Source organism: Nocardia sp. NBC_01009, assembly GCF_045208035.1.
Taxonomy (GTDB): domain Bacteria; phylum Actinomycetota; class Actinomycetes; order Mycobacteriales; family Mycobacteriaceae; genus Nocardia.
Genome location: NZ_CP108695.1, coordinates 1,723,021 through 1,748,660 on the forward strand (window position 1 = coordinate 1,723,021; position 25,640 = coordinate 1,748,660).

29 protein-coding genes and 1 riboswitch are annotated in these 25,640 nt (G+C 65.8%); of the genes, 16 read left to right on the forward strand and 13 right to left on the reverse strand.

Translation table 11 applies throughout. The annotated features are described in order from the left end of the window. Positions 1-66: 66 nt before the first annotated feature. From OHA42_RS07495 to OHA42_RS07530, 8 genes are all read left to right on the forward strand, one after another. Positions 67-687, forward strand: coding sequence for a cysteine dioxygenase (locus OHA42_RS07495; RefSeq protein ID WP_406235661.1), 621 nt, complete (start codon positions 67-69; stop codon positions 685-687). Positions 688-695: 8 nt separating this feature from the next. Further along, the gene (locus tag OHA42_RS07500; RefSeq protein ID WP_328412663.1) at positions 696-1,118 is read left to right on the forward strand and encodes a rhodanese-like domain-containing protein; all 423 of its coding nucleotides are present in this window, start codon (positions 696-698) and stop codon (positions 1,116-1,118) included. A gap of 297 nt (positions 1,119-1,415) precedes the next feature. Next, positions 1,416-2,882, forward strand: coding sequence for a lysine--tRNA ligase (lysS, locus tag OHA42_RS07505; protein ID WP_406239181.1), 1,467 nt, complete (start codon positions 1,416-1,418; stop codon positions 2,880-2,882). 116 nt (positions 2,883-2,998) lie between these two features. Next, on the forward strand, positions 2,999-3,358 hold the full coding sequence (locus OHA42_RS07510; protein WP_328408507.1) for an Lsr2 family protein: 360 nt from the start codon (positions 2,999-3,001) through the stop codon (positions 3,356-3,358). Between the two features lie 214 nt (positions 3,359-3,572). Continuing rightward, the gene (locus OHA42_RS07515) at positions 3,573-4,196 is read left to right on the forward strand and encodes an FHA domain-containing protein (protein ID WP_406235663.1); all 624 of its coding nucleotides are present in this window, start codon (positions 3,573-3,575) and stop codon (positions 4,194-4,196) included. A gap of 157 nt (positions 4,197-4,353) precedes the next feature. Beyond that, entirely contained in the window at positions 4,354-5,025 is a 672-nt protein-coding gene (locus OHA42_RS07520; RefSeq protein WP_406235665.1) for a DUF1772 domain-containing protein, read from the forward strand. A gap of 75 nt (positions 5,026-5,100) precedes the next feature. Further along, complete coding sequence (locus OHA42_RS07525; protein WP_406235667.1) at positions 5,101-6,042, forward strand: esterase/lipase family protein; 942 nt, start codon at positions 5,101-5,103, stop codon at positions 6,040-6,042. 267 nt (positions 6,043-6,309) lie between these two features. Then, entirely contained in the window at positions 6,310-8,871 is a 2,562-nt protein-coding gene (locus OHA42_RS07530; protein ID WP_406235669.1) for an ATP-dependent Clp protease ATP-binding subunit, read from the forward strand. A gap of 63 nt (positions 8,872-8,934) precedes the next feature. Here OHA42_RS07530 and OHA42_RS07535 read toward each other — a convergent pair whose 3' ends face one another. The 5 genes from OHA42_RS07535 to OHA42_RS07555 form a co-directional block, all read right to left on the reverse strand. Continuing rightward, positions 8,935-9,729 carry an LLM class flavin-dependent oxidoreductase gene (locus tag OHA42_RS07535; protein ID WP_406235671.1) on the reverse strand — a complete coding sequence of 265 codons (795 nt, stop codon included), beginning with the start codon at positions 9,727-9,729 and terminating at the stop codon, positions 8,935-8,937. A gap of 29 nt (positions 9,730-9,758) precedes the next feature. Then, entirely contained in the window at positions 9,759-10,028 is a 270-nt protein-coding gene (locus OHA42_RS07540) for a hypothetical protein (RefSeq protein ID WP_406235673.1), read from the reverse strand. Between the two features lie 156 nt (positions 10,029-10,184). Further along, entirely contained in the window at positions 10,185-10,871 is a 687-nt protein-coding gene (locus OHA42_RS07545) for a response regulator transcription factor (protein ID WP_406235675.1), read from the reverse strand. Further along, complete coding sequence (locus tag OHA42_RS07550; RefSeq protein WP_406235677.1) at positions 10,871-12,238, reverse strand: sensor histidine kinase; 1,368 nt, start codon at positions 12,236-12,238, stop codon at positions 10,871-10,873. The genes OHA42_RS07545 and OHA42_RS07550 overlap by 1 nt, the downstream gene beginning before the upstream one ends. Then, positions 12,235-12,387 (reverse strand): hypothetical protein, encoded by a 153-nt coding sequence (locus OHA42_RS07555; RefSeq protein WP_328408524.1) that lies wholly within the window; start codon positions 12,385-12,387, stop codon positions 12,235-12,237. Before OHA42_RS07555 ends, OHA42_RS07550 begins: the two co-directional genes overlap by 4 nt. Between OHA42_RS07555 and OHA42_RS07560 the strand changes: the two genes are divergently transcribed. Next, positions 12,386-13,288 (forward strand): ABC transporter ATP-binding protein, encoded by a 903-nt coding sequence (locus OHA42_RS07560; RefSeq protein ID WP_406235680.1) that lies wholly within the window; start codon positions 12,386-12,388, stop codon positions 13,286-13,288. The genes OHA42_RS07555 and OHA42_RS07560 overlap by 2 nt on opposite strands. Next, positions 13,285-14,148 carry an ABC transporter permease gene (locus tag OHA42_RS07565; RefSeq protein ID WP_406235682.1) on the forward strand — a complete coding sequence of 288 codons (864 nt, stop codon included), beginning with the start codon at positions 13,285-13,287 and terminating at the stop codon, positions 14,146-14,148. Before OHA42_RS07560 ends, OHA42_RS07565 begins: the two co-directional genes overlap by 4 nt. 103 nt (positions 14,149-14,251) lie before the next feature. On the opposite strand, the gene OHA42_RS07570 is transcribed toward OHA42_RS07565, so the two are convergent. Continuing rightward, positions 14,252-14,887 (reverse strand): TetR/AcrR family transcriptional regulator, encoded by a 636-nt coding sequence (locus OHA42_RS07570; RefSeq protein WP_406235684.1) that lies wholly within the window; start codon positions 14,885-14,887, stop codon positions 14,252-14,254. Positions 14,888-14,996: 109 nt separating this feature from the next. On the opposite strand from OHA42_RS07570, the gene OHA42_RS07575 reads away from it, so the two are divergent. From OHA42_RS07575 to OHA42_RS07585, 3 genes are all read left to right on the forward strand, one after another. Further along, positions 14,997-15,644 carry an FMN-dependent NADH-azoreductase gene (locus OHA42_RS07575; protein WP_406235686.1) on the forward strand — a complete coding sequence of 216 codons (648 nt, stop codon included), beginning with the start codon at positions 14,997-14,999 and terminating at the stop codon, positions 15,642-15,644. Next, entirely contained in the window at positions 15,644-15,964 is a 321-nt protein-coding gene (locus tag OHA42_RS07580) for a DMT family transporter (protein WP_406235688.1), read from the forward strand. The genes OHA42_RS07575 and OHA42_RS07580 overlap by 1 nt, the downstream gene beginning before the upstream one ends. A 213-nt stretch (positions 15,965-16,177) precedes the next feature. Beyond that, positions 16,178-16,618, forward strand: coding sequence for an OsmC family peroxiredoxin (locus tag OHA42_RS07585; RefSeq protein ID WP_379069053.1), 441 nt, complete (start codon positions 16,178-16,180; stop codon positions 16,616-16,618). A gap of 70 nt (positions 16,619-16,688) precedes the next feature. On the opposite strand, the gene OHA42_RS07590 is transcribed toward OHA42_RS07585, so the two are convergent. From OHA42_RS07590 to mhuD, 4 genes are all read right to left on the reverse strand, one after another. Then, positions 16,689-17,189, reverse strand: coding sequence for a hypothetical protein (locus OHA42_RS07590; protein ID WP_406235690.1), 501 nt, complete (start codon positions 17,187-17,189; stop codon positions 16,689-16,691). A gap of 36 nt (positions 17,190-17,225) precedes the next feature. Next, positions 17,226-18,050, reverse strand: a complete 825-nt coding sequence (locus tag OHA42_RS07595; protein WP_406235692.1) for a CbtA family protein — start codon at positions 18,048-18,050, stop codon at positions 17,226-17,228. Continuing rightward, positions 18,041-18,235, reverse strand: a complete 195-nt coding sequence (locus OHA42_RS07600; protein ID WP_328408545.1) for a CbtB-domain containing protein — start codon at positions 18,233-18,235, stop codon at positions 18,041-18,043. The genes OHA42_RS07595 and OHA42_RS07600 overlap by 10 nt, the downstream gene beginning before the upstream one ends. 30 nt (positions 18,236-18,265) lie before the next feature. Further along, positions 18,266-18,434, reverse strand: a riboswitch (cobalamin riboswitch). Between the two features lie 67 nt (positions 18,435-18,501). Next, positions 18,502-18,816 (reverse strand): mycobilin-forming heme oxygenase MhuD, encoded by a 315-nt coding sequence (mhuD, locus tag OHA42_RS07605; protein WP_328408547.1) that lies wholly within the window; start codon positions 18,814-18,816, stop codon positions 18,502-18,504. 571 nt (positions 18,817-19,387) lie between these two features. Between mhuD and OHA42_RS07610 the strand changes: the two genes are divergently transcribed. Beyond that, positions 19,388-20,131 (forward strand): alpha/beta fold hydrolase, encoded by a 744-nt coding sequence (locus OHA42_RS07610; RefSeq protein WP_406235695.1) that lies wholly within the window; start codon positions 19,388-19,390, stop codon positions 20,129-20,131. 3 nt (positions 20,132-20,134) lie between these two features. Here the strand turns inward: OHA42_RS07610 and OHA42_RS07615 are convergent, their stop codons facing one another. Then, positions 20,135-21,013, reverse strand: a complete 879-nt coding sequence (locus tag OHA42_RS07615) for an A/G-specific adenine glycosylase (protein ID WP_406239183.1) — start codon at positions 21,011-21,013, stop codon at positions 20,135-20,137. Between the two features lie 168 nt (positions 21,014-21,181). On the opposite strand from OHA42_RS07615, the gene OHA42_RS07620 reads away from it, so the two are divergent. Next, complete coding sequence (locus OHA42_RS07620) at positions 21,182-21,805, forward strand: carbonic anhydrase (RefSeq protein WP_328408551.1); 624 nt, start codon at positions 21,182-21,184, stop codon at positions 21,803-21,805. A 122-nt stretch (positions 21,806-21,927) separates the two neighbouring features. Beyond that, positions 21,928-22,602, forward strand: coding sequence for a hypothetical protein (locus tag OHA42_RS07625; RefSeq protein ID WP_328408552.1), 675 nt, complete (start codon positions 21,928-21,930; stop codon positions 22,600-22,602). Positions 22,603-23,311: 709 nt separating this feature from the next. Here OHA42_RS07625 and radA read toward each other — a convergent pair. Together radA and OHA42_RS07635 are read right to left on the reverse strand one after the other, a co-directional pair. Further along, positions 23,312-24,718: a DNA repair protein RadA gene (gene radA, locus OHA42_RS07630; RefSeq protein ID WP_328408554.1), complete on the reverse strand. Its 1,407-nt coding sequence runs from the start codon at positions 24,716-24,718 to the stop codon at positions 23,312-23,314. Positions 24,719-24,830: 112 nt separating this feature from the next. Continuing rightward, positions 24,831-25,499, reverse strand: coding sequence for a hypothetical protein (locus tag OHA42_RS07635; protein ID WP_406235698.1), 669 nt, complete (start codon positions 25,497-25,499; stop codon positions 24,831-24,833). Positions 25,500-25,640 lie beyond the last annotated feature (141 nt).

A 25,640-nucleotide genomic window follows, 5' to 3' on the forward strand; every position in this document is an offset into this window, starting at 1 on the left:
CCAGCCTCGACCGTTCGAGGCTGACCAAGTCCCTCGACCGTCGACACACTTCCTGGAGATTCGCTCATGCGTTCTTCTGTTCTTTCCCTTTCTTCCGCACGGGACGCCCTTTCGGCTACCCCGCCGCTGGATCGTGCTGTCGCACCCGCACTGCCGACCCGCCTGCGTCCCGCCGATCTGCTCCGGCTGACCGACGAGGGCGCCGAGGACGTGCTCAGCGGCCGCTACGACCATCTGCTCCCGGCCGAGGGGGTGTGGCCTGCCGACGAACGCTGGGCGACCAGGCTGCTCGCCGACGACGAGGTCGATGTCTGGCTGATCAGCTGGACCCCCGGCAAATCCACCGAATTGCACGATCACGCCGGATCGCTCGGCGCCTTGACCGTACTGAGTGGCGCTCTCTCCGAATACCGTTGGAACGGAAAGGAATTGCGGCGCCGCACGCTCACCGCGGGTGATCAGGCCTCGTTCCCGATCGGCTGGGTGCACGACGTCATGCGTGCGCCTGCCGGCCCACGTCCGGTTACCGACAACACCGCCGAGTCCGTCGGCCCACTCGATCCGACGCTCAGCGTGCATGCCTATTCGCCGCCGCTCACCGCCATGTCCTATTACGAGGTCACCGGCCACGGCACCCTGCGGCGCACCCGAACCGTCCTCACCGACCAGCCCGAAGGCGATATGTAATGACCCGTTTGACCATCGATCAGATGCTCGACAACGCGCGGGCCCAGCTGAACCGGATCTATGCGTTCGAATTGCCGGAGGCGCTCGCCCGGGGCGCGATTCTGGTGGACATCCGTCCCCAGGCCCAGCGCGGCCGTGAAGGCTCGCTGCCCGGCGCCCTTGTGATCGAGCGCAATGTCCTGGAATGGCGATTGGACCCCACCAGTTCCGCGCGTTTGGCACTGGCCGCCGATCACGATGTGGAATGGATCATCGTCTGCTCGGAGGGCTATACCTCCAGTCTCGCCGCCGCCGCGTTGCAGCAACTCGGACTGCATCGGGCGACCGATGTGATCGGCGGCTACCAGGCGATGAAGGCGGCGAGCCTGCTCACCATCGGAATCCAGGCGCCGCACTTCGCGCGTGCGGTGGATGCGCTCGCCTCGCTGTAATTGCCGACGATTTAGTTCTATCTTGAAATAGTCCGTGGCACAGTGGGTTTCGTGTACGACCTGGTCTCGCGGGTGATCTCGGCCGGCGAAAAACCGGTCACGGTCGCGCGCGGGAACCGCTGCCGACTCGTTACTCTGCAGTAGTGCACGGGCGGCTCGCAAAACGATTTCCGGTGCCCGCTAGTGTTGTTGGATGTGAGCACCCCGAACACGCCCTCGTCCGGTCGCTCTGCGGGTTCGGTTCCTGCGGAGCAATCAAGGCCAACCGCGCCCGAAGTAGACGACGCGCCGGAGCAGATACGGATTCGCAGGGAGAAGCGCGAGCGCCTGCTCGCCGACGGTGGTGAGGCATATCCGGTCGTCGTGCCCCGTACGCATACCCTCGCCGAAATTCGGTCGGCCTATCCGGATCTGGAGGCGGACACGCAGACCGGCCTGCAGGCCGGTGTCGCGGGCCGCGTCATATTCATGCGTAATACCGGCAAGCTATGTTTCGCGACACTGCAGGAGGGGGACGGCACCAAGCTGCAGGCGATGATCAGCCTGAACGGTGTCGGTGCCGATGCGCTCGCGGCGTGGAAGTCCGATGTGGACCTCGGTGACTTCGTTTTCGTACACGGTGAGGTCATCTCGTCGCGGACCGGCGAATTGAGCGTTATGGCCGATTCCTGGTCCATGGCTGCCAAGTCGCTGCGGCCGCTGCCGGTCGCGCACAAGGAGATGAACGAGGAGTCCCGGGTTCGGCAGCGTTATGTCGATCTGATCGTGCGCCCCGAGGCCAGGGAAATGGCCAGGACCAGGGTCGCGGTCGTGCGTGCGATGCGCAATGCCTTGGAGCGTCGCGGATTCCTCGAGGTCGAGACCCCGATGCTGCAGACACTGCACGGCGGTGCGGCGGCCAGGCCGTTCATCACTCGTTCGAATGCCCTCGATATGGACCTCTACCTGCGAATTGCGCCGGAACTGTTCCTCAAGAGGTGTGTGGTCGGCGGCCTGGAGCACGTCTTCGAGATCAACAGAAACTTCCGCAACGAGGGTTCGGACTCTACGCATTCGCCGGAGTTCGCGATGCTGGAAACATACCAGGCATACGGCACCTACGACGATGCACAGCGCATGACCCGAGAATTGGTGCAGGAAGTTGCGCAGGAGGTGTTCGGCACGCAGGTGGTGACTCTCGCGGACGGTACCGAATATGATCTGCGCGGCGAGTGGACAACAGTCGAGATGTACCCCTCGCTGTCTGATGCACTGGGTGTCTCGGTCACTCCGGAAACGTCGGTTTCGGAATTGCGCGCACTTGCCGATCGGGTCGGTCTGGAAATTCCGGAAGACAAGGGCTATGGCCACGGCAAACTTGTAGAAGAACTGTGGGAACACCAGTACGGCGACAAGTTGTACGCCCCCACATTCGTGCGCGACTTCCCGGTGGAGACCTCGCCGCTCACCAGACAGCATCGGAGCAATCCTGGAGTTACCGAGAAGTGGGACCTCTATGTGCGCGGCTTCGAGTTGGCAACGGGCTATTCGGAGTTGGTCGATCCGGTGATCCAGCGCGAGCGGTTCGTCGACCAAGCGCGGTTGGCCGCGCAGGGTGACGACGAGGCCATGCTCCTCGACGAGGACTTCCTTGCCGCGATGGAGCACGGCATGCCTCCGACAACGGGTACAGGTATGGGAATCGATCGGTTGTTGATGGCACTCACGGGATTGGGAATCCGCGAAACGATACTGTTCCCAATTGTGCGTCCAGTCACTCGCTGACCATCAGATTCCATACCGCAGCTCCCCGTCTTGGAATTTTCGGAATTCGGGGTATTCTTGCCTCGGGTAATCGGCCTAGTATGCGGGTCGCACGATTTCGAGAGGACGTTCATCTCATGGCAAAGAAGGTCACCGTTAGCCTGATCGACGATGTCGACGGTGAGTCCATCGCGGACGAGACCATCGAGTTTGCGATCGACGGTGTTTCGTACGAGATCGACCTGTCGTCGGCAAATGCGTCGAAGCTGCGCGACGGGCTGGAAGAGTGGGTTTCGAGTGCTCGGCGCGTGAGCGGCCGGCGTCGCGTCAAGGCTGCGGTCGCGGCGGCTGGAAGCCCGAAGAGCCGGGTCTCGATCGATCGTGAACAAAGTGCTGCAATTCGCGAGTGGGCGCGCCGTAATGGCCACAAGGTGTCCGCGCGGGGTCGAATCTCCGCCGACATCACCGATGCGTACAACAAGGCTGCGAAGGCCTGAGTTTCCCTATTTTCGGGCTGCCGCCCGGGCAAATCGTGCGACGCCCGGGCGGCAGCTTCTTTTTTTGATAGGTCTTCGATATGGCAAGAAGGCCCCACGCGGTGACGCTGCCGCGCCGGGCGGACGCGATCTTGCTCGCCGAACCGGGACACGGCACCATGGAAACTGTGCAGACGATGTCACTGACGGTATGGAGAGATGGGGTATCGGGGCGGTGACTGCATTCGTCGGATCATTGTTGCGGTTCACTGATGACGAGGGACGTCAGCAGGAGCTGATGCTCACCGCGGACCAGCAGCGCATCACCATCGGCCGTTCCCCGCAGGCCGATTTGGCGTTGCCGTGGGACGCCGAGGTCTCCCGGGTGCACGCAGCCGTCGAGTATTTCGGTGCGCATTGGACCATCGTCGACGACGGCCTGTCCCGCAACGGCACCTTCATCAACGGCGAGCGGTTGGTCGGCAGGCGCCGGCTGATGGCGGGCGATCGAATTCGGGTCGGCACCTCGCTGGTGTCATTCCATGATTTCGGTGCCGTGGCCGATGAGGCCACCAGGACCTCGACCGGCTCGATACCGACATTGCGCTCACTCACCGAGACGCAGCGCGCGGTGCTGATCGCACTGTGCCGTCCGTACAAGAACGGGGCGGGCTTCGCCACCCCCGCCTCCAATCAGCAGATCGCCGACGAACTGTTCCTCAGCGTCGATGCGATCAAGACACATTTGCGTGCGCTGTTCGCCAAGTTCGGCGTGGAAAGTCTCCCGCAGAACCTTAAAAGAGTTCGCCTCGCGGGCCTCGCCATGCAGAGCGGTCTCATTTCCGACCGGGATCTGTGAGCCGTCCTTCCATCCCATGTCGCGGGCTGCGACGGGCGTAGACGATCGCGTAGTCGGCCGAGCGTCTCAGCCATGGAGGGTCGTGCTCGGAGGCTGTTGACTAAGAGTCATGACACGGAGCGACAAGGGCTCCGACAGTTCCACGGTAGGAGAAACCATGACCGCCTTTCGGATCGCAGCACTAGTGGCGGCCACGCTCACCACCGGCCTGATCGCCGGGCTGTTCTACGCCTACGCGAACTCGGTGATGCCCGCCCTGAATCGCACCGACGACCGCGCGATGATCGACGTGATGCAGAAGATCAATGTGGTGATCATCAACCCGGTGTTCATGATCGGGTTCATGGGCACCGTCGCCTTCTCTGTCCTCGCGGCAGCACTGCACTTGGGCAAGGAGCATCGCACCACGCTGATCTGGATCGCAGTGGCCTTGGTGCTCAACATCATCGCCTTCGCGGTGACCTCCGGATCGAACGTCCCACTGAACGATCAGCTCGCCGCCGCGGGTGACCCCGCATCGATCGTCGATCTGGCCCAGGTTCGCGCCGACTTCGAATCCGCATGGGTCCGTTGGAATATCGTGCGCGCCGTGTTCCACACCCTGGCCTTCCTCGCGCTGATCGGCGCGCTGTTCGTCGCGGGTATGCAGCACGCTCGCAGCACCGCCGCCGTGGCCGGTGCGTCGGTGGATTCGGCGCCGGGCCGATTCGTCGCCCAGCAGGCGCCGCAGCAGGGAACTCGGCCGCAGGTGCCCGGGCAGTTCTCCGCGCCGCAGGCGCACAACCAGTACTCCGCACAATTCGGCGCACCGGCTTACCGCCAGGTCTGATAGTCCGCGGTTTCGCCCCTGCCGGGGCCGAGTGCACGGTAGCTTCCTGGAACACGTTCCAATCTGGGAGGCTTCATGCGACGGGCTCCAGGCGCCGCATTCATCGCAATCGTGCTCGCCGCGCTGTGGATCAGCGCGGCGAGTTCCGCGCATGCGGAGCGTTATGCGGTCGACTACAACTTCTTCTCCGGCATCCCCGCCGAACTGATCGACCACGGTGGCTCGCTGCCGGGCTCCAACGACTGGTCGTGCCGCCCGAGCGCCGAGCATCCGAACCCGGTCGTACTCGCCCACGGCACCGGCGGTGGCGCCCAGACGAATTGGGGCGTGTATGTGCCGCTGCTGGCCGATGAGGGCTACTGCGTCTACTCGTTGACCTACGGCGCTTACGGGCTGCCCTGGCCCCTCTCAGCCGTCGGCGGGATGCTTCCGATGGAGCAGGGTGCGGCGCAGTTCGGGGCGTTCGTCGATCGCGTCCTCGCGGCCACCGGTGCGAGCCGAGTCGATGTGGTCGGGCATTCCCAGGGCACGGTGGTGCCGAACTACTACGCGAAGCGATTGGGTGGCGCCGACAAGATCGACAAGTACGTCTCGATCGCACCGGCATGGCGCGGTACCAATGCGGGCGGCGCCGGCGAGATCGCCGCGTACGCCGACCGGCTCGGGCTCGGCCCCGCATTCGAGGCGACGGTGGGTTCGCTGTGTCGGGCCTGTGTGCAACTTCTCCAGGGTTCGCCCTTCCTGACCCAGCTCAACAGCGATGGCGTCTACGCGCCCACCATCACCTACACCAATATCGTCACCGCATACGACGAAATCGTCGTCCCGTACACCTCGGGGTTCGTCCCGGGGCCGAACGCAACTAACATTGTTGTTCAGGACGGGTGCGCGCTGGACTACTCCGACCATCTGGCGATCGCAGGCAGCCCACGTGCGGCACGTTACGTGCTCAACGCACTCGACCCTTCCCACTCGCGGGACGTCGGGTGCGAGTTTGTTCCCCCGTTCACGGGGTAGCGCGCACGCGGCGAGCCGGGGCCGGGTCGGGTCCATGTTCGCTGAGGGCAAAACCTCGGTGGAAACGAATCCCGCAACGTTCACGTTATGAGTGAATGACGGTGCCGCCGCTGGTCCGCAATAGGGTGGACTGGAGGCGGCGGGAACCCCTGCCAACTAGAGTAGAGGCGGGGGCCGCAACCCCCGGGCTTCATGGCAGGCTGGCGCCACAGTCGAACACTGAAGCGTCGGACGCCATAGACGTCGAAGCAGGAGAGTGAGGGAGCGATGTTCGAGAGGTTCACCGACCGCGCGAGGCGTGTCGTTGTCCTGGCCCAAGAAGAGGCCCGGATGCTCAACCACAACTACATCGGCACCGAGCACATCCTGCTTGGGTTGATCCACGAGGGCGAGGGTGTCGCAGCGAAGTCGCTGGAGTCCCTCGGTATTTCGCTGGAGGGTGTGCGCAGCCAGGTGGAGGAGATCATCGGTCAGGGCCAGCAGGCTCCGTCCGGTCACATCCCGTTCACCCCGCGTGCCAAGAAGGTGCTGGAGCTGAGTCTGCGCGAGGCGCTGCAGCTCGGCCACAACTACATCGGCACCGAGCACATTCTGCTCGGCCTGATCCGTGAGGGTGAGGGCGTCGCGGCGCAGGTGCTGGTCAAGCTGGGTGCGGATCTCAACCGCGTGCGCCAGCAGGTCATCCAGCTGCTGTCCGGCTACCAGGGCAAGGAGCCGGTCGAATCCGGTTCCCGCGGCGAGGCGGGCACTCCGTCCACTTCGCTGGTGCTCGACCAGTTCGGTCGCAACCTGACCCAGGCCGCGCTCGAAGGCAAGCTCGACCCGGTCATCGGCCGCTCGAAGGAAATCGAGCGCGTGATGCAGGTGCTGAGCCGCCGCACCAAGAACAACCCCGTGCTGATCGGCGAGCCCGGTGTCGGTAAGACGGCTGTCGTCGAGGGCCTGGCGCAGGCCATCGTCAACGGCGAGGTCCCCGAGACCCTCAAGGACAAGCAGCTCTACACCCTCGACCTGGGTTCCCTGGTCGCGGGCAGCCGCTACCGCGGTGATTTCGAAGAGCGCCTGAAGAAGGTGCTCAAGGAGATCAACACCCGCGGCGACATCATCCTGTTCATCGACGAGCTGCACACGCTCGTCGGTGCGGGCGCCGCCGAGGGCGCGATCGACGCGGCCTCGATCCTGAAGCCGAAGCTGGCCCGTGGCGAGCTGCAGACCATCGGTGCGACCACCCTCGACGAGTACCGCAAGTACATCGAGAAGGACGCCGCACTCGAGCGCCGGTTCCAGCCGGTGCAGGTCGGCGAACCGACGGTCGAGCACACCATCAACATCCTCAAGGGTCTGCGTGACCGCTACGAGGCGCATCACCGGGTGTCCATCACCGACGGTGCGCTCGTCGCCGCCGCAACGCTGGCCGACCGCTACATCAACGACCGGTTCCTGCCGGACAAGGCGATCGACCTGATCGACGAGGCCGGTGCGCGCATGCGCATTCGTCGTATGACCGCTCCGCCGGACCTGCGTGAATTCGACGACAAGATCGCCGATGCGCGCCGGGAGAAGGAAAGCGCCATCGACGCGCAGGACTTCGAGAAGGCGGCGCGCCTGCGCGACAAGGAAAAGCAGCTGGTCGCCAAGCGTGCCGAGCGCGAAAAGCAGTGGCGCTCCGGTGATCTCGACGTGGTTGCCGAGGTCGATGACGAGCAGATCGCGGAGGTGCTCGCCAACTGGACCGGCATCCCCGTCTTCAAGCTCACCGAGGAGGAGACCACCCGTCTGCTCCGCATGGAGGACGAGCTGCACAAGCGGATCATCGGCCAGGAAGATGCCGTCAAGGCCGTCTCCAAGGCGATCCGCCGCACGCGCGCCGGCCTGAAGGACCCGAAGCGTCCGTCCGGTTCGTTCATCTTCGCCGGTCCGTCCGGTGTCGGTAAGACCGAATTGGCCAAGTCGCTGGCGAACTTCCTGTTCGGCGACGATGACGCACTCATCCAGATCGACATGGGCGAGTTCCACGACCGCTTCACCGCATCGCGGCTCTTCGGTGCCCCTCCCGGGTACGTCGGCTACGAAGAGGGTGGCCAGCTCACCGAGAAGGTGCGCCGCAAGCCGTTCTCCGTGGTGCTGTTCGACGAGATCGAAAAGGCACACCAGGAGATCTACAACACCCTGTTGCAGGTCCTCGAGGACGGTCGTCTCACCGACGGCCAGGGTCGCACGGTCGACTTCAAGAACACCGTGCTGATCTTCACCTCGAACCTGGGTACCTCGGATATCTCCAAGGCCGTCGGTCTGGGCTTCACCCAGAGCAACGCCGAGGGATCGAACTACGAGCGGATGAAGCTCAAGGTCAACGACGAGCTGAAGAAGCACTTCCGCCCCGAGTTCCTCAACCGCATCGACGACGTCATCGTCTTCCACCAGCTCACGACCGAACAGATCGTGCAGATGGTGGACCTGATGATCGGCCGTGTCGCCGTGCAGCTGAAGAACAAGGACATGGCGATCGAGCTGGCTCCGCAGGGCAAGGCGCTGCTGGCCAAGCGTGGCTTCGATCCCGTGCTCGGCGCCCGCCCGCTGCGCAGGACCATCCAGCGCGAGATCGAGGATCAGCTCTCGGAGAAGATCCTCTTCGGCGAGATCGGCCCAGGACAGACCATTGTGGTCGACGTCGAGGGCTGGGACGGCGAAGGCTCGGGCGAGAACGCCAAGTTCACCTTCACCGGCAAGGCGACGCTGACCAAGGAGCCCGCGACCGAAGAGAAGCCGGAAGTCGTGCTGACCGCCGCAGGCGAAGGCACCACCGAGGCAGCTGCTGCGGGCGAATAAGCTCCAGTCGCATCGAAAAGGCCTTCCCCCACTGGTTTCCAGTGGGGGAAGGCCTTTTTCGTGCTACCGGGTGTGGGTCAGCATCGGTGCGAAGTCGCGGGCAAGGTCGCCGGGGACGACCAGTTCGTCGATTCCGTATTTCTCCCTTCGGGATTCGAGCACATCGACGATCGCGGCCGGATCGGAATCCAGCACCCCCGCTGCCCCGTCTGCCCGCAGTTGGTCGGCGGTGAGGCCGAGGTGTGTGCCGAGCCAATACGGGAGCCGGTCGCCGATGCCGACCAACTGGTGGGTGAAGCGAATGTCGCGATCGGTGTTGTCGCGCACCACGCGCACCATCTCGGCCAGCTGTTCCTCGGTGGCCTGCGGGCTCGCTGCCAGCAGGATGCGGTCGGCGAATTCGGCTGCGGCGGCGAGCATTCGCGGGCTGTTGGCCGCGACGACAATCGGCGGGGTTGGGTCTACCTGTGCGCGCACCGCGGCGACCGCTGCGGCGAGGATGCCGCGACGCTCGCTTGCCGAGCCCCACGACATGCCGAGCCGGTCGGCCTCCGAGCGGGCCTCCGGACGCCCCGACCCGATGCCGAGCTCGAACCGCCCGTCGGAAAGTAGTTGCAGCGCTGCGGTTTCCCGCACCGTGGTGGCAATGGTTCGCAGGGGTGCGGCAATCACATTGGGGCGCAGCCGCACCGTGGTGGTCACCGCGGCCGCGGCCGCGAGCGCCGGGAAGGGCGACGGGGTGTTGAGGGTGTCCGGCATCAGGATCGTCCGATAGCCCTGTTGCTCAGCGCCCTGGACGGCGCGCACCCAGTCAGTTCCCGAGCGCGGGCTGAGGACAATGCCGAAATTCATGCTCATGGTGGGGTCTCCCGTGATTCGGTGCAGGATCAGCTCTTGGCGGGGCGCTTCGGCTCACGCAGCACGGCCAGCCTGCTGCGGTACTGATCCTCGGTGATCTCGCCGCGCGCGAACGCGGTGCGCAATGCGCCGATCCCGCTCTGATGTCCGATGAATCGACGGCGGACGACGAAAAAGACGACAAGGAAGGTGACCCAGAACAGCAGCGGGAAGATCCAGAAAAACGGCCATGGATGCCAGCCGTTGTCGTAGTGATCGGCCAGGAAGGTCAGGGTTTCGGGTCGGGTGAAAATGTTCATACCGAAAAGCCTGCGCCGCACACCCCCACCTGGGCATCGGCCGCGCGGCGCTACCTGCCCTACGTCTGGACGCGTACGAAAATGCCCGTCCGACAGCGCATCGGTGGCGCAATACCCGATGTTTGCCGCGACGGAATGCGACCGCGGTGTTGCTCGCTATTGCCAGCCGGGGCGGACCAAACCGGATTCGTAGGCCATGACGACGAGCTGGGTGCGGTCGCGGGCGGCGAGCTTCATCAGGATTCGGCTCACGTGCGTGCGGGCCGTGGCCGGGCTCATGAAGAGGCGCTCGCCGATCTCGGCGTTGGTGAGACCCTCGGCAACCAGGGTCATCACCTCGCGCTCGCGGTCGGTGAGTTCGGTGAAGGCCGCGGGCGGCGGTTGTTTTGCGTGTGCGGAGAATTCGGCGATCAGGCGGCGGGTGACACCGGGGGACAACAGTGCGTCACCCGCGGCGACCACCCGGATGGCGCGCACGAGGTCGGCCGGTTCGGTGTGTTTGACCAGGAAACCCGTCGCACCCGCGCGCATTGCCTCGAAGACGTACTCGTCGAGCTCGAAGGTGGTCAGCACGACCACCTTCACCTCGGCGAGCTTCGGGTCCTCAGCGATCATTCTGGTGGCGGCCAGTCCGTCGAGGATCGGCATCCTGATGTCCATCAGCACCACATCGGGGGCGAGCCCGCGGGTCATCCGCACGGCCTGTTCACCGTTGTCGGCCTCACCGATCACCTCGATGCCGTCCTGGGCATCGAGCAGTGCGACGAAACCGCCGCGCACCAGCGCCTGATCGTCGACGACCAACACACGGATCGGCGCCTCGGTTGCGCGATGGTCTGTCATCACACCTCCTGAGCGGTGGAGCCCCTGGGGTTGTCCGCGTCCTTGGTCTGCACGCTGGCGGGTAGCCGGGCCGCGACCCGGAATCCGCCGCTCGGCCGTGGGCCTGCGGTGAGTGCGCCGCCGAGCGCGTGCGCCCGCTCCCGCATGCCGATGACGCCGTTGCCCCCGCTGGATCCGGACCTCGATGGGGTGCCGGTGGGGCGGGTGTTGTCGACGGTGATGTCGACCGAGTCCGCGGTGTAGCGCACGGTCACCGTCGCCGCAGCGCCTGGCGCGTGCCGTGCCACGTTGGTGAGCGATTCCTGGATGATCCTGGCCGCTGCCACGTCGATGACGCTCGGCAGCCGGTGCGCGGTGCCGATGATCCGGGTGTCGACGATCAGTCCGGCGGTGCGGGCCCGCTGCAGGAGGGTGTCCAGATCCTCGATGCTCGGCGCGGGCGCCCGTGGTGCTGGAGCGGGGCGAAGTGGCGGCGGTTGTGATTCGGACTGCCTGCTGTCCGGGTCGGTCGAATAACGTTGCGCGCGTTTCGAATCGCGGCCTGCGGTGGAGCCGCGTGTGGTGCCGTTGGTCCGCTCGAGCGGGGGCTCGGCCTGTGCCTCGGCGGCCGTCGCACCGGTGCGAATCGCGTGCAACAACGTGTGCACCTCGGCCAGTGCGTCCTTGCTCGCGGTCTTGATCGCGGCCAGAGCCGACTCCGCCTGCTGCGGTTTCTTGTCGAACAGTTCCAGCGCCACCGATGACTGCACATTGATCAGCGAAAGGCTGTGGGCCAGCACATCGTGCAGCTCGCGTGCGATAGCCAGGCGCTCCTCGCTGGCCCGCCGCTGCCGCTGCGCCTCCTCGTCGCGGCGGGCGGCTTCGGCCCGCTGCCTGCGCGCCACCAGCACCGCCTGTCGTTGCCTGATGCCCTCGGCGATCGAAATCAGCACGCCGAGCCAGGCGATCATCCCGAAAGCCAGCCACGGGTCGGCGGGGTGCCCGATCAGCGCGGGCAGTGGCCAGACCAGTGCGAGATAGCCGATCGGCACGAGCGGATAAGTCCACCACCGCGACCCGATGACGGCCGCGGAAATAAAGGCGATCACCAGCGAAATGAAGATCGGGCCGTAGCCGTAGCCGCGCAGCAGATACACCGCACAGGACGCGATCGTCACCAGTAGCACGGGCAGCGGCTGTGATCGGCGCAGGAACAGGGCGATGGGTCCGACGAGCAACAGCGCGTAGCCGAGCACGTCCAGCGAGTGCACGCCGGTTTGGCGCATGTTCGCGTTGCGCCCACCGGCAAGCTGGATCACCCCGACGACGAACGCGAGGCCCCAGTCCCGAACGACCGGGCCACGTTTCGATTCCCCTGGCGCTGTCACCCCTGCAGCCTATTAGGCCGCTGCGCGCTCAGCGTCCGCCGCGCTGCGTATTTGCCGGGTACGTCGCGGACGTAGGCCTGGATACGTACGTCGGCCTGCGCCGCACGGCGGATGTGGCGGACCTGGTCGGGGGCGGATTCTCGGGGCATGACAGATTCCGTCGTGGTCACCGCAGGGCTGACCAAACGCTACGGCGCCCACACCGCCGTCGACCGCGTGAGCATGAGTGTCGGGGCCGGTGAGATCTACGGATTCCTCGGCCCGAACGGTGCAGGCAAGACGACCACGTTGCGCATGCTGGTCGGCCTGATCCGTCCGAGCAGCGGCACCGCGACCGTGCTCGGCCATACGCCGGGTGACCCGGCGGTGGTCCGCCGCATCGGTGTCCTGATCGAGGGCCCCGGCTTCTATCCCTACCTGTCCGGCCGCGACAACCTGCGGGTGCTCGCGAAATACCGGGGCCTGGACCGTGCCGCTGTCGAGGAGGCGCTCGACCGGGTCGGCCTCGCGGCCCGCGCCGACGACAAGTTCCGCACCTATTCCCTCGGTATGAAGCAGCGCCTCGGCGTCGGCGCGGCCCTGCTCGGCCGTCCCGATCTGCTGATCCTCGACGAGCCGACGAACGGCCTCGACCCGCAGGGCATGGCCGAAATGCGGGAGCTGATCACCACTCTCGCCGGTGACGGGCATACGGTGCTGTTGTCGAGTCACATGCTCAGCGAGGTGCAGGAGATCTGCGACCGCGTCGGCGTCATCTCCGGCGGCAACCTGCTCGTGGAATCCACTGTGGCCGAATTGCGTGGCGCCTCTTCACTCTTGCTGCGCGCCGAGCCGCTCGAATTGGCCTTCCCCGCGGTGCGACAGGTGGTCGGTGATCGTTCAGCGCTGTTGACGGCGGGCGGCATTCGGATCGAATCCGGTGCCGAGACTGCTCCCGCCGTCGCCCGCGCGGTGATCGAGGCAGGCGCGGATCTGCTGGAACTTCGAATCGATGAAAAGTCCCTCGAAGAAGTGTTCTTCGAAATGACCCAGCTGGAGGCGGCGAAATGAATGGGCAGGCAAGGAAAGATCTGCTGGCGAGCACCAGCGCTGAGCTGCTCCGGCTGCGGAAGTGGCCTGCATTCTGGATCATTCTCGGCACCTGGATTCTCTTGAATCTCACGTTCTCGTACCTGTTCAACTACCTCGCCTACAGCTCGGGTGAATCGTCGCGTATGTCGAACGGGCAGCCCAAAGAGCTACTGCTGCAGCAGATGTTGCCCGCGGCCGTCCCGGAAATCTTCACGCAGGGCATGGCCATGTTCGGCGGCGCGTTGATGCTCATCCTCGGTGCCCTGAGCATCGGCAGCGGATATGGCTGGGGCACCTGGAAGACAGCGTTCACCCAGGGGCCGTCGCGAATCACCTCGCTCGGCGGTGCGGTGGTGAGTCTGGCATTCGTGGTTGTGGCGCTGGTCTGCGTCGCTTTCGCGGCGGATATCGGTGTCGCGTCGATTATCGCGCTCTCGCAGTCACAGTCGCTCGCGCTGCCCGGTTTCGGTCAGGCCGTGAACGGAATCATCACCGGGACAGCGATTCTCGGAATGTGGACGCTGGCAGGTGCGCTGATCGGCGCAATCGCCCGTGGTCCTGCGCTTGCGGTAGGTCTGGGTCTGGTGTGGGTGCTGGTTGTAGAGAATCTGCTGCGCGGTGTCGCCGGAATATTCGAGCCGATCAAGGTGATCACCGATCATCTGCCCGGCACGGCGGCAGGATCGATGGCCGGTGCGATGCGCACGGTGCAGGGCCCGGCGACGCCGGGTGTGCTCGATATTCTGTCGCGAACCGAGTCGTTGATCGCGCTCGCCGGCTATATGGTCGTGTTTGTTGCGGGCACATTGTTGTTGGTGCACCGGCGAGACATGGTCTGATTGTCGGCGGAATTCGGAATACCTCGAAACCGTTGGCGGACAACAGTTCGTCGGCGGTTTCGGCATGTTCCCGCTTGCCGGGCCGAGTGGTGCGGAATTCCGATCAACTCGTTGCCGAGCCGATGACGAAATGAGCCAGCCTGCTCAGCGCCTCGGCAATGTGTGCTGCGCTCGAGCCGCGTTCACGTTGATGCTGAAAAACCTCGGCGGCCAATGGCGCGAGCAGCGGATCAACCAGTGCGTCGGGATCTGCGACGCCCCCGGCGACAAGCAGCGACCGCACATGCAGATACCAGAACCCGTATGCACCGGTGCGGAACCGCGCCCCACCACTCTCGGCACCGAGCACCAAATGCGCATGTGCTTCGAGCAATTCGACCATGGCCGTGTAGAAGGCCGCGAGCCGCTCGTCCGGCGGTGCGCCCGGCCCGAGCGGCGCAGCGCCGCGCAGCAACTTCTCCTGCAGTGCGCGCTCGTGCTCGTCCAATAGCGCGACGGCGATCGAATTCTTGTCCGGATACCGGCGATAGAGCGTGCCGCGTCCGACGCCTGCCGCCTTGGCGATGTCATCCATCGTCACGGTGCGCGGATCGCGGGTGGTGAACAGTTCGGCGGCGGCGGCGAGGACCTTGGCGCGATTGCGTGCCGCATCGGTGCGCTCGGTGGGCGGAGGCGCGATCGCTTCCGGCGGTGTCGCACTCGACGAAACGCCGGTGAGCAGGTCGGATCGGGGGTCCATGTCTCCGACTGTAGTCGACTCGAAGATAAGTGGACAAGATGTCCACTTAGCGCTAACCTCATTCTCGACACGAAGCGGACATGATGTCCAGTTAGTTGGAGGCCTGACAATGAGCACACTGCTGCACCTCGACGCGAGCGCCCGCCGTCACTCGATCAGCCGCGAGGTGAGCGCCGCCTTCGCCGATGCCTGGCGCGCAGAGAACCCCGAAGGTGGTTATCGGTACCGGGATCTGGCGGCGGATCCGGTGCCGTTCATCGGCGAAGCATGGACCGAGTTGTGCGATGCGGTGCTCGCCCTCGGCAGCACCGACCTGGATCGGCTCCCAGAACTGGTCCGCACCCCGGCCCGGGCCGAAGCCTGGGCGATCGTGGCTCCGCTGCTGGCAGAGCTACTGGCCGCCGATGTGATCCTGATCGGCACCCCGATGTACAACTACTCGATCCCCGCCTCGCTCAAGGCGTGGCTCGATCAGGTGACCTTTCCGCGAATGTCATTGGGACACAGGCGTTTCGTCGTAGCCACCGCCCGCGGCGGCGCCTACTCGCCGGGCGCTCCCAAGGCCGCGTTCGACTACCAGGAGCGCTATCTGCGCGACTTCTTCGCAGGCCACTTTGCGGTGCACGACACTGTCTTCGTCAACGCCGAACTGGCCAACTCCCGTCAGGACCCGCATCTGGCGACAAAGCGCGGCGAGCACGACGCGTCCTACGCCGCCGCCATCGACACCGCCCGCAACCTCGCGAAGGAGTACTGATGAACTGGATCGTCCTCGGCGTGGCCGGCGTCGTGGAGATCATCTGGTCGCAGAGCATCAAACCCACCGAGAACTTCACCCGCCTCGTCCCCACCGTCATCTGCTTCATCCTGGGAGCCGTAGCGGTCTACCTGCTGTCCCGAGCCATGCAGACCCTCCCCGTCGGCACCGCCTACGCGATCTTCACCGGCATCGGCGCCGTCGGCGCGATCGGCCTCGGCATCGTCGTCAACAAGGACCCGCTCAGCGCAGGCAGACTCCTCTCCCTATCCCTGATCCTCGGCGGCATCGTCCTCGCCCGCGTCACCAACCCGGACTAACAAGCTGAAGGGCCCGGCTCATATTCTTCGCGCAACGTGACAACTGATTTCGTGAGTACATGGGTAACTCACCGGGCACGGGCCAACTCAGCAACTCGCCTTACCGCCGGCCGCCAACGCCATCCTCGCAGCACCTGAGCCTGGCCTGAAGACGCGGAGAGGCGGGACCGGTAAGTTCGGTGTGTTTCACGTAACAACATCGAAAGGACCGTGATGCCCACACGTACCGCGCGCACTGCTTGGACCGGCTCTCTGCAGGAGGGTTCGGGACAGGTCGAGCTGGCCAGCTCCGGCGTTGGCAAGTACGACGTGTCGTTTCCCAAGCGTGCCGCCGACGATGCCGACGGCACCACCAGCCCGGAGGAACTGATCGCGGCGGCACACTCTTCATGCTTCGCGATGGCCCTCTCGGCGCAGATCGCCAATGCGGGCGGCACCCCGGAGAGCCTGGATGTCACCGCCGACGTCACCCTCGGCCCTGACCCGGACGGCGGATTCCGGATCAGCGGCATCAAGTTGACCGTCCGCGGCAGGGTCGCCGGCCTCGATGCCGACGGTTTCGCCGCTGCGGCTGCCGCCGCAAAGGCGGGCTGCCCGGTCAGCAAGGCGCTGGCAGGCGTCGACAACATCACGCTGGACGCCGCGCTCGCGTAAGCAGGGTGATTTCCCGGTTCCTCGCACCTGCTCCGACAGCGGTCCGAGGTGCGAGGAACCGAGTGGTTTATCAGGACGACCGGGCCGTGCGAAAGTAGCGGCGGGCCGTGGGGTGGTACATCGCGGGGATCGCGATCAGGACGGCGAGAATGTGTCCGGTCCGGAAGATCCCGGTGATCACCGCCGACGGACTGAGATTGTCGAAGAGATCGCCGATTTCTTGGGCGGACAACGTGGCGGCCGCCGGCTCGATGATCAGCGAGGCGAGTCCGACTATCCCGATGCCGATGGTCAGGACGGTGCGGGCCCAACGGGCGCCGTGCGTCATCCGGATGGCGACGCCGAGAACCACCAGGTAGATGACGCCCCGCACCGCTAGGCCGGTGGTGAGAGAACCCACATCGGCGTTCGGGCTGTCGAGCTGCACCGCGACATAGGTCAGGGCCTCGCCGACGCCGCAGAGCAGTGCGGCGACGAGGCCGGTGAACGCCACCGAAACAGCGCGCGGTGGGCGCACAGGATGCTCGGCGCGCAAAGGTGCTGGCCAAACGGAAAAGGCAGTGCCGGTCATGGGACCAACACTGCCTTCGACCTTCCGAAGCGCGGATCAGCCCGCGGTAGCGACCTGCTCTCGTACCGGAGTACTAGGGCGCGTGGCGAATTCGGTGAGTGCCGCGAAGCCCAAGCCGAGGCACGCCCACAACGTGGCCGATTCGGCCAGCGAGGCCGCCCGGAACTGCCACAGCAGGGTCGCGGGGAAGTCGGCCTTCACCTCGTTCACGCCGGGCAGCAGGATGTAGCCGACCGTCGCGATCAGCACGAAGGCCCCGACACCGGCGATCAGCCGGAACGTCTCGAGCTGTGTCGCAAGGGCTTTGTAGACGAACACGCCGATGCCGACGGCCGCCAGGCCGAGCAGCACCGCCGCCACCCACAGCCAGGTGCGGTCGTTGATCGTTTCCGGATCACCCACCGCGGGCGGGTTCGCGGGGTACTTGAAGAACGGCACGGCCACGATCGCCGCCCAGCCGCCGACAGCCAGGCCGATCGCGAGCTTGGGGCCCGACAGTGTGGTGTACCGACGCGCGAAATGCGCCGCCGCGGCGAAGATGGCGCCGAACGCCATTCCAGCGAGGCCGAGCGCGAGGAATTGACCCGCCTTCTGTCCGCTCCGGCTGACCAGCGGTTCTTCCTCGTCGCCGTGCGAATGCCCTGCGGTCGACTCGGCATGCGCCGCTTCCGCAGCGGAATTGGCCTCTTCGATGGCAATGGCAGCGTCCACCTTGGGCTCGCCGACGAAGTAGCCCACCGTACCGGCCAGCAGGCCGGCGATGAGGCCGGCCAGCAGGCCACGTAACAGCAGGGTTTTGAGCGAACCGAGCAGTGGGACGGCAGCCGACAGAGTCGGCGAAGTAGGTGAATTCAGTGGCATGGAACACCGAGCAGGTGACGTCCATCGTGCATCAGCTCGTGCATGAACATCCCGCTACGCGAGATGGCCCCCTGATCGAAACCGACCAGGTACAGCGTGAGGAGTGCGAGAAGAACGACGCCTACTGCGATGAGCAGTGTGGCGAGTGAATCGGTTGCCCGGCTCGGTGAATGCGCGATGGCCATTCGAATCCTCCTAGGGATGCGCGTCCCGTCGAGTGGTCGGTGCGATGGTGCCGGCGTCTGGCTTTCCGGCACCAGGACTCGAAAACGACCCCTCGATGCATGGAACACAGTGGCGCGACCGCTCCGGATTTGCACCGGAATTACCGCGTCACCATCGCGTTTATCTCCTCGAACTGTGACACCTGCGAGTGCCCGACGTCAATACGGCCGCCGGGTTACCGACGCAACGGTGGGCGAGTCGACCGGCCGGGTGCGCCGGTCTCGCCTCAGGAAGCGGGTTTCGCAGCGACGTCGAGCACGACCTCGAATTCCAGCAGCGACGCACCCGTGGAAACCGGCTTCTGCCGCTCGCCCGCGTGCGCCTCACGCGCAGGCCCGTCCCGCCACGCCGCGAAGGATTCCTCCGAATCCCATTGGGTGACAACGAAGTACCGGTTCTCGCCGGCGACGGGGCGCAACAATTGGAAGCCGAGGAATCCCGGCGAGCCCTCGACCGCATGCGCGCGGTGAGCGAACCGCTTTTCCAACTCGGGGCCCGCGCCCTCAGGAACCTCGATTGCATTGATCTTCACAACTGGCATTCGTTGATTTTGCAGCGCCTGCGGCGCTGCGTGTTCGTGGGGCTGTGTTTTTGGCCGCGGCTGCGCCGCGGCGTGTTCGCGGCCCCCTTGGTCTCGCTTCCGAGCCGTCGAGACTCGCGCCTGCGGCGCATGCGCTTCGACGGCTCGGAAGCGAGACGGGCCGCGAACTCTAGTGCTCGGTCTCGCTGCGCTCGGAAGGTGTCATCGTGCCGAGTGGGCGTGTCGGTGGCTATCTTGCGACTTTGGTGGACGCGCTTCGGCTGGTGTGGGGTCGACAGGCCGCGAACGCTAGTGCTCGGTCTCGCTTCGCTCGAAAGGTGCATCGTGTTGGGGGGATGCGGTGGTGGCTATCTTGCGACTTTGGTAGATGCGCTTCGGCTGGCGTGGGGTGGACAGGCCGTGAACGCCGGTGCTGGGTCTTGCTGCCTTCGGACGGTGTCATCGTGTCGACGGAGTGCGGTTGATGGGAGGTCGCGACTTGTTCCATGCGCCTGCGGCGCGCTAGTGGTCGCAAATGGTGCTCGTAGGGTGGGTCGTGGTCGCGTGATCGGCGAACGTATTGTCGCTTTCAATGTTGTATGACGAAGGTGGGGCAGGGGTTCCGATCCTGCTGTTGCACGGGTTGATGGGCAGTGCTCGTACCTGGGGTGGTCAGCTGGAGTGGCTGCGGGGGTTCGGGCATGTCTATACGTTCGATGCTGCCGGGCACGGTCGACCAGCGCCCGCTGAACTCACTACCGAGGCGTTTATCGAAGACTTGGCGGCGGCGACCGCGCCGATCTCCGAGCCCATGGTTGTGATCGGGCATTCGATGGGCGGGTTGCACGGGTGGGTCTTTGCTGCGTCCTATCCCGATCGGGTGCGTGCGCTGGTTGTCGAGGACATCGCACCGGATTTCACCGGACGGACGGCTCAGGATTGGGCGGCGATGATCGAGGCGTGGCCGCCGTTTCCGGACGAGGATGCGGTGCTGGACTTTTTCGGTCCGGTCGCTGGGCGGTATTTCCTGAATTCGTTCGAGCGCGGGGCGGACGGCTATCGGCTGCACGGTTCGGTCGCGACCTTCCGTGATATTTCCGAGGAGTGGGGGACCCGCGATTTCTGGGCGCAGTGGAAGGCGATCACGGTGCCCGCGCTGCTGATCGAAGGCGAATTCACCATTACGCCGGCGGGGCAGATGCGGCAGATGGCCGTCGTCCACCCGGACGCCGTGTATGTGAAGATCCCGAACTCCGGCCATCTCGTGCACGACGACCAGCCCGAGCGGTACCGCGCCGAGGTCGAGGTGTTCCTGCGCCGGGTCCTCGGCGAGTAGCTGTCAACCGACCGGTTGCCCGCCCTCGCCCGCGAGCGCGAACAGGCCCTCGGCGGTCTGCTCGATCAGTCCGTCGATGAGCAGCGAATCCAAGGCGCGGTCGCGTTGGCCCGGGTCACGAGTCCAAGCCAGGTCGAGGCGCACCCGTTCCACCGGTCCGGTGGCATCGCGCAGTACATCGAGCAGCCTGCCCCGAGCCTGCCGGTCGGTGCCCTCGTACTTCTGGGTGCGCCGAACCACCTCCGACACCGGCCGGCCCGAGGCCACCCACGCGCACTGCGGCAACGGGCAGCGATGGCAGTCGGGGGTTCGCGCGGTGCACACCGTCGCACCGAGTTCCATCAGCGCCGCGGAAAATACCGCGGCCCGATCGATCTGCTGCGGCAGCAGCGCCTCGGTCTCGGGCAGATCGCGCGAGGACGGGTTGCCCGCCTCCGCGCGGCCGTGCACCGCACGAGCCACGACCCGGCGAACATTGGTGTCCACCACCGGAACTCGCTGACCGTAGGCGAAACAGGCCACCGCGCGCGCGGTGTACGCACCGATCCCGGGCAGCCCGAGGAGTAGGTCGACGTCGGTGGGCACCTCGTCGCCGTACTGCTCGGCAAGCACCCGCGCGCATTCGTGCAGCCGCAGCGCGCGGCGCGGATATCCGAGCTTGCCCCACGCGCGCAGCACCTCGGCCTGCGACGAGGCCGCCATCGCCGAGGGCACCGGCCAGCGGGCCACCCACTCGCGCCAGATCGGCTCGACTCGCACCACCGGCGTCTGCTGCAGCATGATCTCACTCATCAGAATCTGCCACGCCGTCACCTGGGCCCGCCGCCACGGCAGATCCCGCGCGGTGCGCTCATACCAGTCCAGCAACACCTCAGCGTCGATGCTCTTGTGCGCCGAGTTGCTCTTGCTCGGTGCACCCGCGCCCTTGTGCGCTGCGCCGCTCTTCGGCACCGCCCTCACCGTTCCTCGTGTGTTTCGGCCAGTCGATATTTGCCAACCCGTAACGAAACGAACTCGCTGGTAACCAATCTGATGTGCACAATGGTCGGTATGCCTGATTCCAACCCGATCAGTGCCTGGAAATCCCTCCGCGAGGGCAACGAGCGCTTTGTCAACGGCAGTCTGCTGCATCCTAGCCAGGGTGCCGTGGACCGGGCCAAGCTCGTTAGTGGCCAGCACCCGTCCGCAATCCTGTTCGGTTGCGGGGACTCCCGCGTCGCGGCCGAGCTCATCTTCGACCAGGGCCTCGGCGACATGTTCGTGGTGCGCACCGCGGGCCATGTGGTCGACAGTTCGGTGCTGGGGTCGATCGAGTACGGCGTGCAGGTGCTGAACGTGCCGCTCATCGTGGTGCTCGGACACGACAGCTGCGGCGCAGTGAAAGCCACCATCGACGCGCTGGACGGCGGCGAGGTGCCGGGCGGGTTCATTCGCAGTGTGGTCGAGCGGGTCACGCCGTCGATTCTGATCGGTCGCAGGGAGGGTCTGTCCACCGTCGACGAGATGGAGGCCAGGCACGTGGTGGAAACCAGCAGGCTGCTCATGCAGCGCTCGATGATCATTTCGCAGCGGGTGGCCACCGGCGAGTGCGCGATCGCCTGTGTGACCTACAAGCTGGCCGACGGTCGGGTGGAGCTGCAGCGTGTCGTCGGCAACATCGGCGAGCTCGCCTGAATCGATCACCGGAGCGTTTCCCCAGCGTGCGGGGCCGAATTCGGTCGCCACGTTCGCCTTTTCCGCCCCGACACGCCGGAGCCCTGAGTCGCTGCGCCCGATCGTGCCCTTACCGTTGAGGCGTGCTGGAACCGAATGGACCGCTGCCTCCGGAGATCTATTGGCGTCGCCGCGTTCTCGCCATCGGAGTCCTGGTCGTGGCGCTCGCGCTGGTGATCTGGCTGGTGGTGATGTTCGCGCGTGGCGGTGATTCCCCCGTCAGCGCCAAGGCGGCGGCGAGCTCGTCGTCGGTGACCAAGGCTGCCGAAGGCTCGTCGGTCAAGCCCTCGACCAGCGCGGAATCGAGTGCACCGAAGGCCTCCGGCAGTGCGTCCGCGACGCCGAGCGGCAGCCCGGTGGCACAGGGCCAGTGCCCGGATCAGTCGCTAGCCGTGCGGGTGACGGTGGAGCAGCCCACCTACAAAATCGGTGAGACGCCGGTGTTCGGCATCGTGATCACCAATATCTCGACGTCGCCGTGCTCGCGTGATGTCGGCTCGGGTCTGCAGCAGGTTTCCGTGCTCACCCTCGACGGCCAGCGCAGGCTGTGGTCGAGCACCGACTGCTACCCGGATGGCCAACCCGATGTGCGGACGTTGAACCGCGGCGAACAGGCGGCCTTCACTGTCACCTGGTCCGGATCGACGTCACAGCCCAACTGTGCAGGCGACCGCGTGCCGGTGCCTGCGGGCGCGTATGCCGTTGTCGCGCAACTCGGTTCGGTACGTAGCTCGGTAGAGCCTTTCAACATCGCTTGAGTTTTTGGCAGCGCCTGCGGCGCTGTGTCTTTTTTGCAGCGCCTTCGGCGCTGCGTGTTCGCGGCCCCCTTGGTCTCGCTTCCGAGCCGTCGAGACTCGCGCCTGCGGCGCATGCGCTTCGACGGCTCGGAAGCGAGACGGGCCGCGAACTCTAGTGCTCGGTCTCGCTTCGCTCGGAAGGTGTCATCGTGCCGAGTGGGTGCGTTGGTAGTTGAGCTTGCGACTTTGATTTGGGCGCTTAGGCGGCTGTAGAGGTGGGATGCGCCCCGAACTCTGATGTTCGGTGTTGCTGCGCTCGGAAGGTGTCATCGTGCCGAGTGGGGGCGTCGGGGACTGAGCTTGCGACTTCGGTGGATGGTCTTCGGCTGTTGTGAAAGGTGGGACGGCCGCGGACGCTGGTGCTGGGTCTCGCTCGGAAGGTGTCATCGTGCCGAGGGGTTGCGTCTGTGCGGATCTTGCGACTTGTTGTCTGCGCTTCGGGGGCTCGAACGTGAGACAGGTCGTGGACTCTGGTGCTGGGTCTTGCTGCGCTCGGAAGGTGTCATCCGAGGAGGTGCGTCTGTGGTGATGGTTGCGACTTTGGTTGATGCGCCTCGGGCGCATGTGGCATGGGCCGAGCCGCTCATTCTGGGCTCGAGTTCCGCTCGGAGTCTGTGTTGTAGCGAGTGCGGGCGCGGTGGCGACGTCGCGAGTGTGGTGGATGTGCTTGTTAGAAGTCAGCCGCCTTCTCGGCGGGGGCCTTGCGGGGTTTGCGGAGGCTTGCGAGGCGGATGGCCGATTTCAGGTCGGTGACTTCGTGGACTTTCATGCCGCTCTTGGACCGCTCCAATCCGGGTGGCACCAGAGCTGTGGTGAAGCCGAGTCGTTCGGCTTCGGCCAGTCTGCGCGCGATTCCGGTCACCTTGCGCACCTCGCCTGCCAGGCCGACCTCGCCGAGAATCACCCAGCCGGGTGGCAGTGCGATGTCGGATTCGGCGCTGGCGATGGCCAGCGCGATGGCCAGGTCGGCGGCGGGCTCCAGCAGTCGCATGCCGCCGACCGTTGCGGCGTAGACGTCGTGTTTACCGAGGAAGACTCGGCCGCGGCTCTGCAGTACAGCAAGGACCATCGCCACCCGGTTGTAGTCGAGGCCGCTGACGGCTCGGCGGGGCTGCGGAATCTCGGTGTTCACCGTGAGCCCCTGGACCTCGGCGACCAGCGGTCGTTTGCCGTCCATGGCCACGGTGACCGCGGTGCCGGGCACCGAATCGGTGCGGTGGTGCAGAAACAGCCCGGACGGGTCGGTGACGCAGGCGATGCCGTCGTCGTGCAGTTCGAAGCAGCCGACCTCGTCGGCGCCGCCGAAGCGGTTCTTGATGCCGCGCACCATGCGCAGCGTGGAGTTCTTGTCGCCCTCGAACTGCAGTACGACATCCACCAGGTGCTCCAGGGTGCGCGGGCCCGCGATGTTGCCGTCCTTGGTGACGTGCCCGACCAGCAGCACCGCGATCCCGCTCGCCTTGGCGAGCGAGGTCAGCGCCGCGGCCACCGCGCGCACCTGGGTGACGCCGCCGATGGTTCCGTCCACATCGGGCGCGAGCATGGTCTGCACCGAGTCGACGACGAGCAGCGAAGGACGCACCTGCTCGACATGCCCGAGCACCACCGAAAGATCCGACTCCGCCGCGAGGTACACCCGCTCGTGCACCGCGCCGGTGCGGTCGGCGCGGAGACGGACCTGACCGGCCGACTCCTCCGCGGTGACATACAACGACTTCTCGTCGCGCTGATTCGCCCACCGATGGGCGACCTCGAGCAGCAGCGTGGACTTGCCGACTCCCGGCTCGCCGGACAGCAGTACGACCGATCCCGGGACGATGCCGCCACCGAGCACCCGATCGAGCTCCGAGACGCCGGTCGGCCTGGCCTGTGTCACCTTCGAATCGATCTGCGAGATCGGCGCCGCCGCGGTGCTGGGCAGCATCGCCCGTCGCCCCGCGGGTGCGCCCGCACCGCCCGCCGACCCGGCTACCTCGTTCACCGTGCCCCACGCGCCGCACTCCGGGCACTTGCCCACCCACTTGGCGACCTCGTGCCTGCAGGCCGAGCACTGGAAGATCGACTTGGTCTTTGCCACAGGCGCACCTTACGTACCATGTCCGACAACTGGGCTGGACAGAAAAGAAAACGGCTGCCGCGCCCCGCGCGACAGCCGTGTTCACCCCGCGCGACGGCGGGTCACAACCAGCTCAGTGGCCGCCCTTGGCGGGCTCGGCCGCGCCGGACTTGTCGGACTCGTGCCGCTCGGTTCCGGTGCCGGCATCGACGGGCACCTGGACCTGAATGGTGCCGCCCTGCTTGAAATTGAACTTGACGGCGTAGGTGAGGCCGGGGGTGATGTCCCTGGTCAGGCCACTGATCTCGATGGTCGCAGGCTTGGCGGCCGGATCCTGGGACGGCTTGTCGCCGGTGGCGGGCGCACCGTGCCCGGTCGTCGGCGCCGCGTCATGGGCATCGGGCTTGGCCGCGCCGTGCTCGGCGGACGCTCCCGCGACAACGGTCTGCTGCGGCGCGATCTCGAACTTCGCATCACCCGCGGGCCCGGTGATCTTCACGGGGCCGAGGTCGGTGGTGATGCTGGTGAGCTCGTCCGGAACCGACTCGCTGTTGTTGATGACCGACAGCGCGATGAGCGCCTTGCCGCCCTGCACATTGTTGTAGCCCTCACCGGGGTAGACGATGTGCACGTTGCGCAGCGAGATCTTGTTGATGTCGGCATGGTTGCCGTTCACGGCGGCGACCTGCGTCGCGGTCTGTGAGATCTGGCCTGCACCGCAGCCGGACAGTCCGAGCGCCGCTCCGGCGGCGAGTGCGGCAACCGTCACCATGCGACGTCGCGCCCCCTTCGAGGCAGTCACAGCTTTCAGGGCAGTCACGGGTTGTCCCTCCATGTCGACCGGGCACACTCCGCTAGGGAGAGTAGTAACTAGGGAGCGTAGTAGTTGGCTCAACCGAGCGGGCGCGGGGGCTCGCGACTCGCGGGTGGTTGATAACAGTTC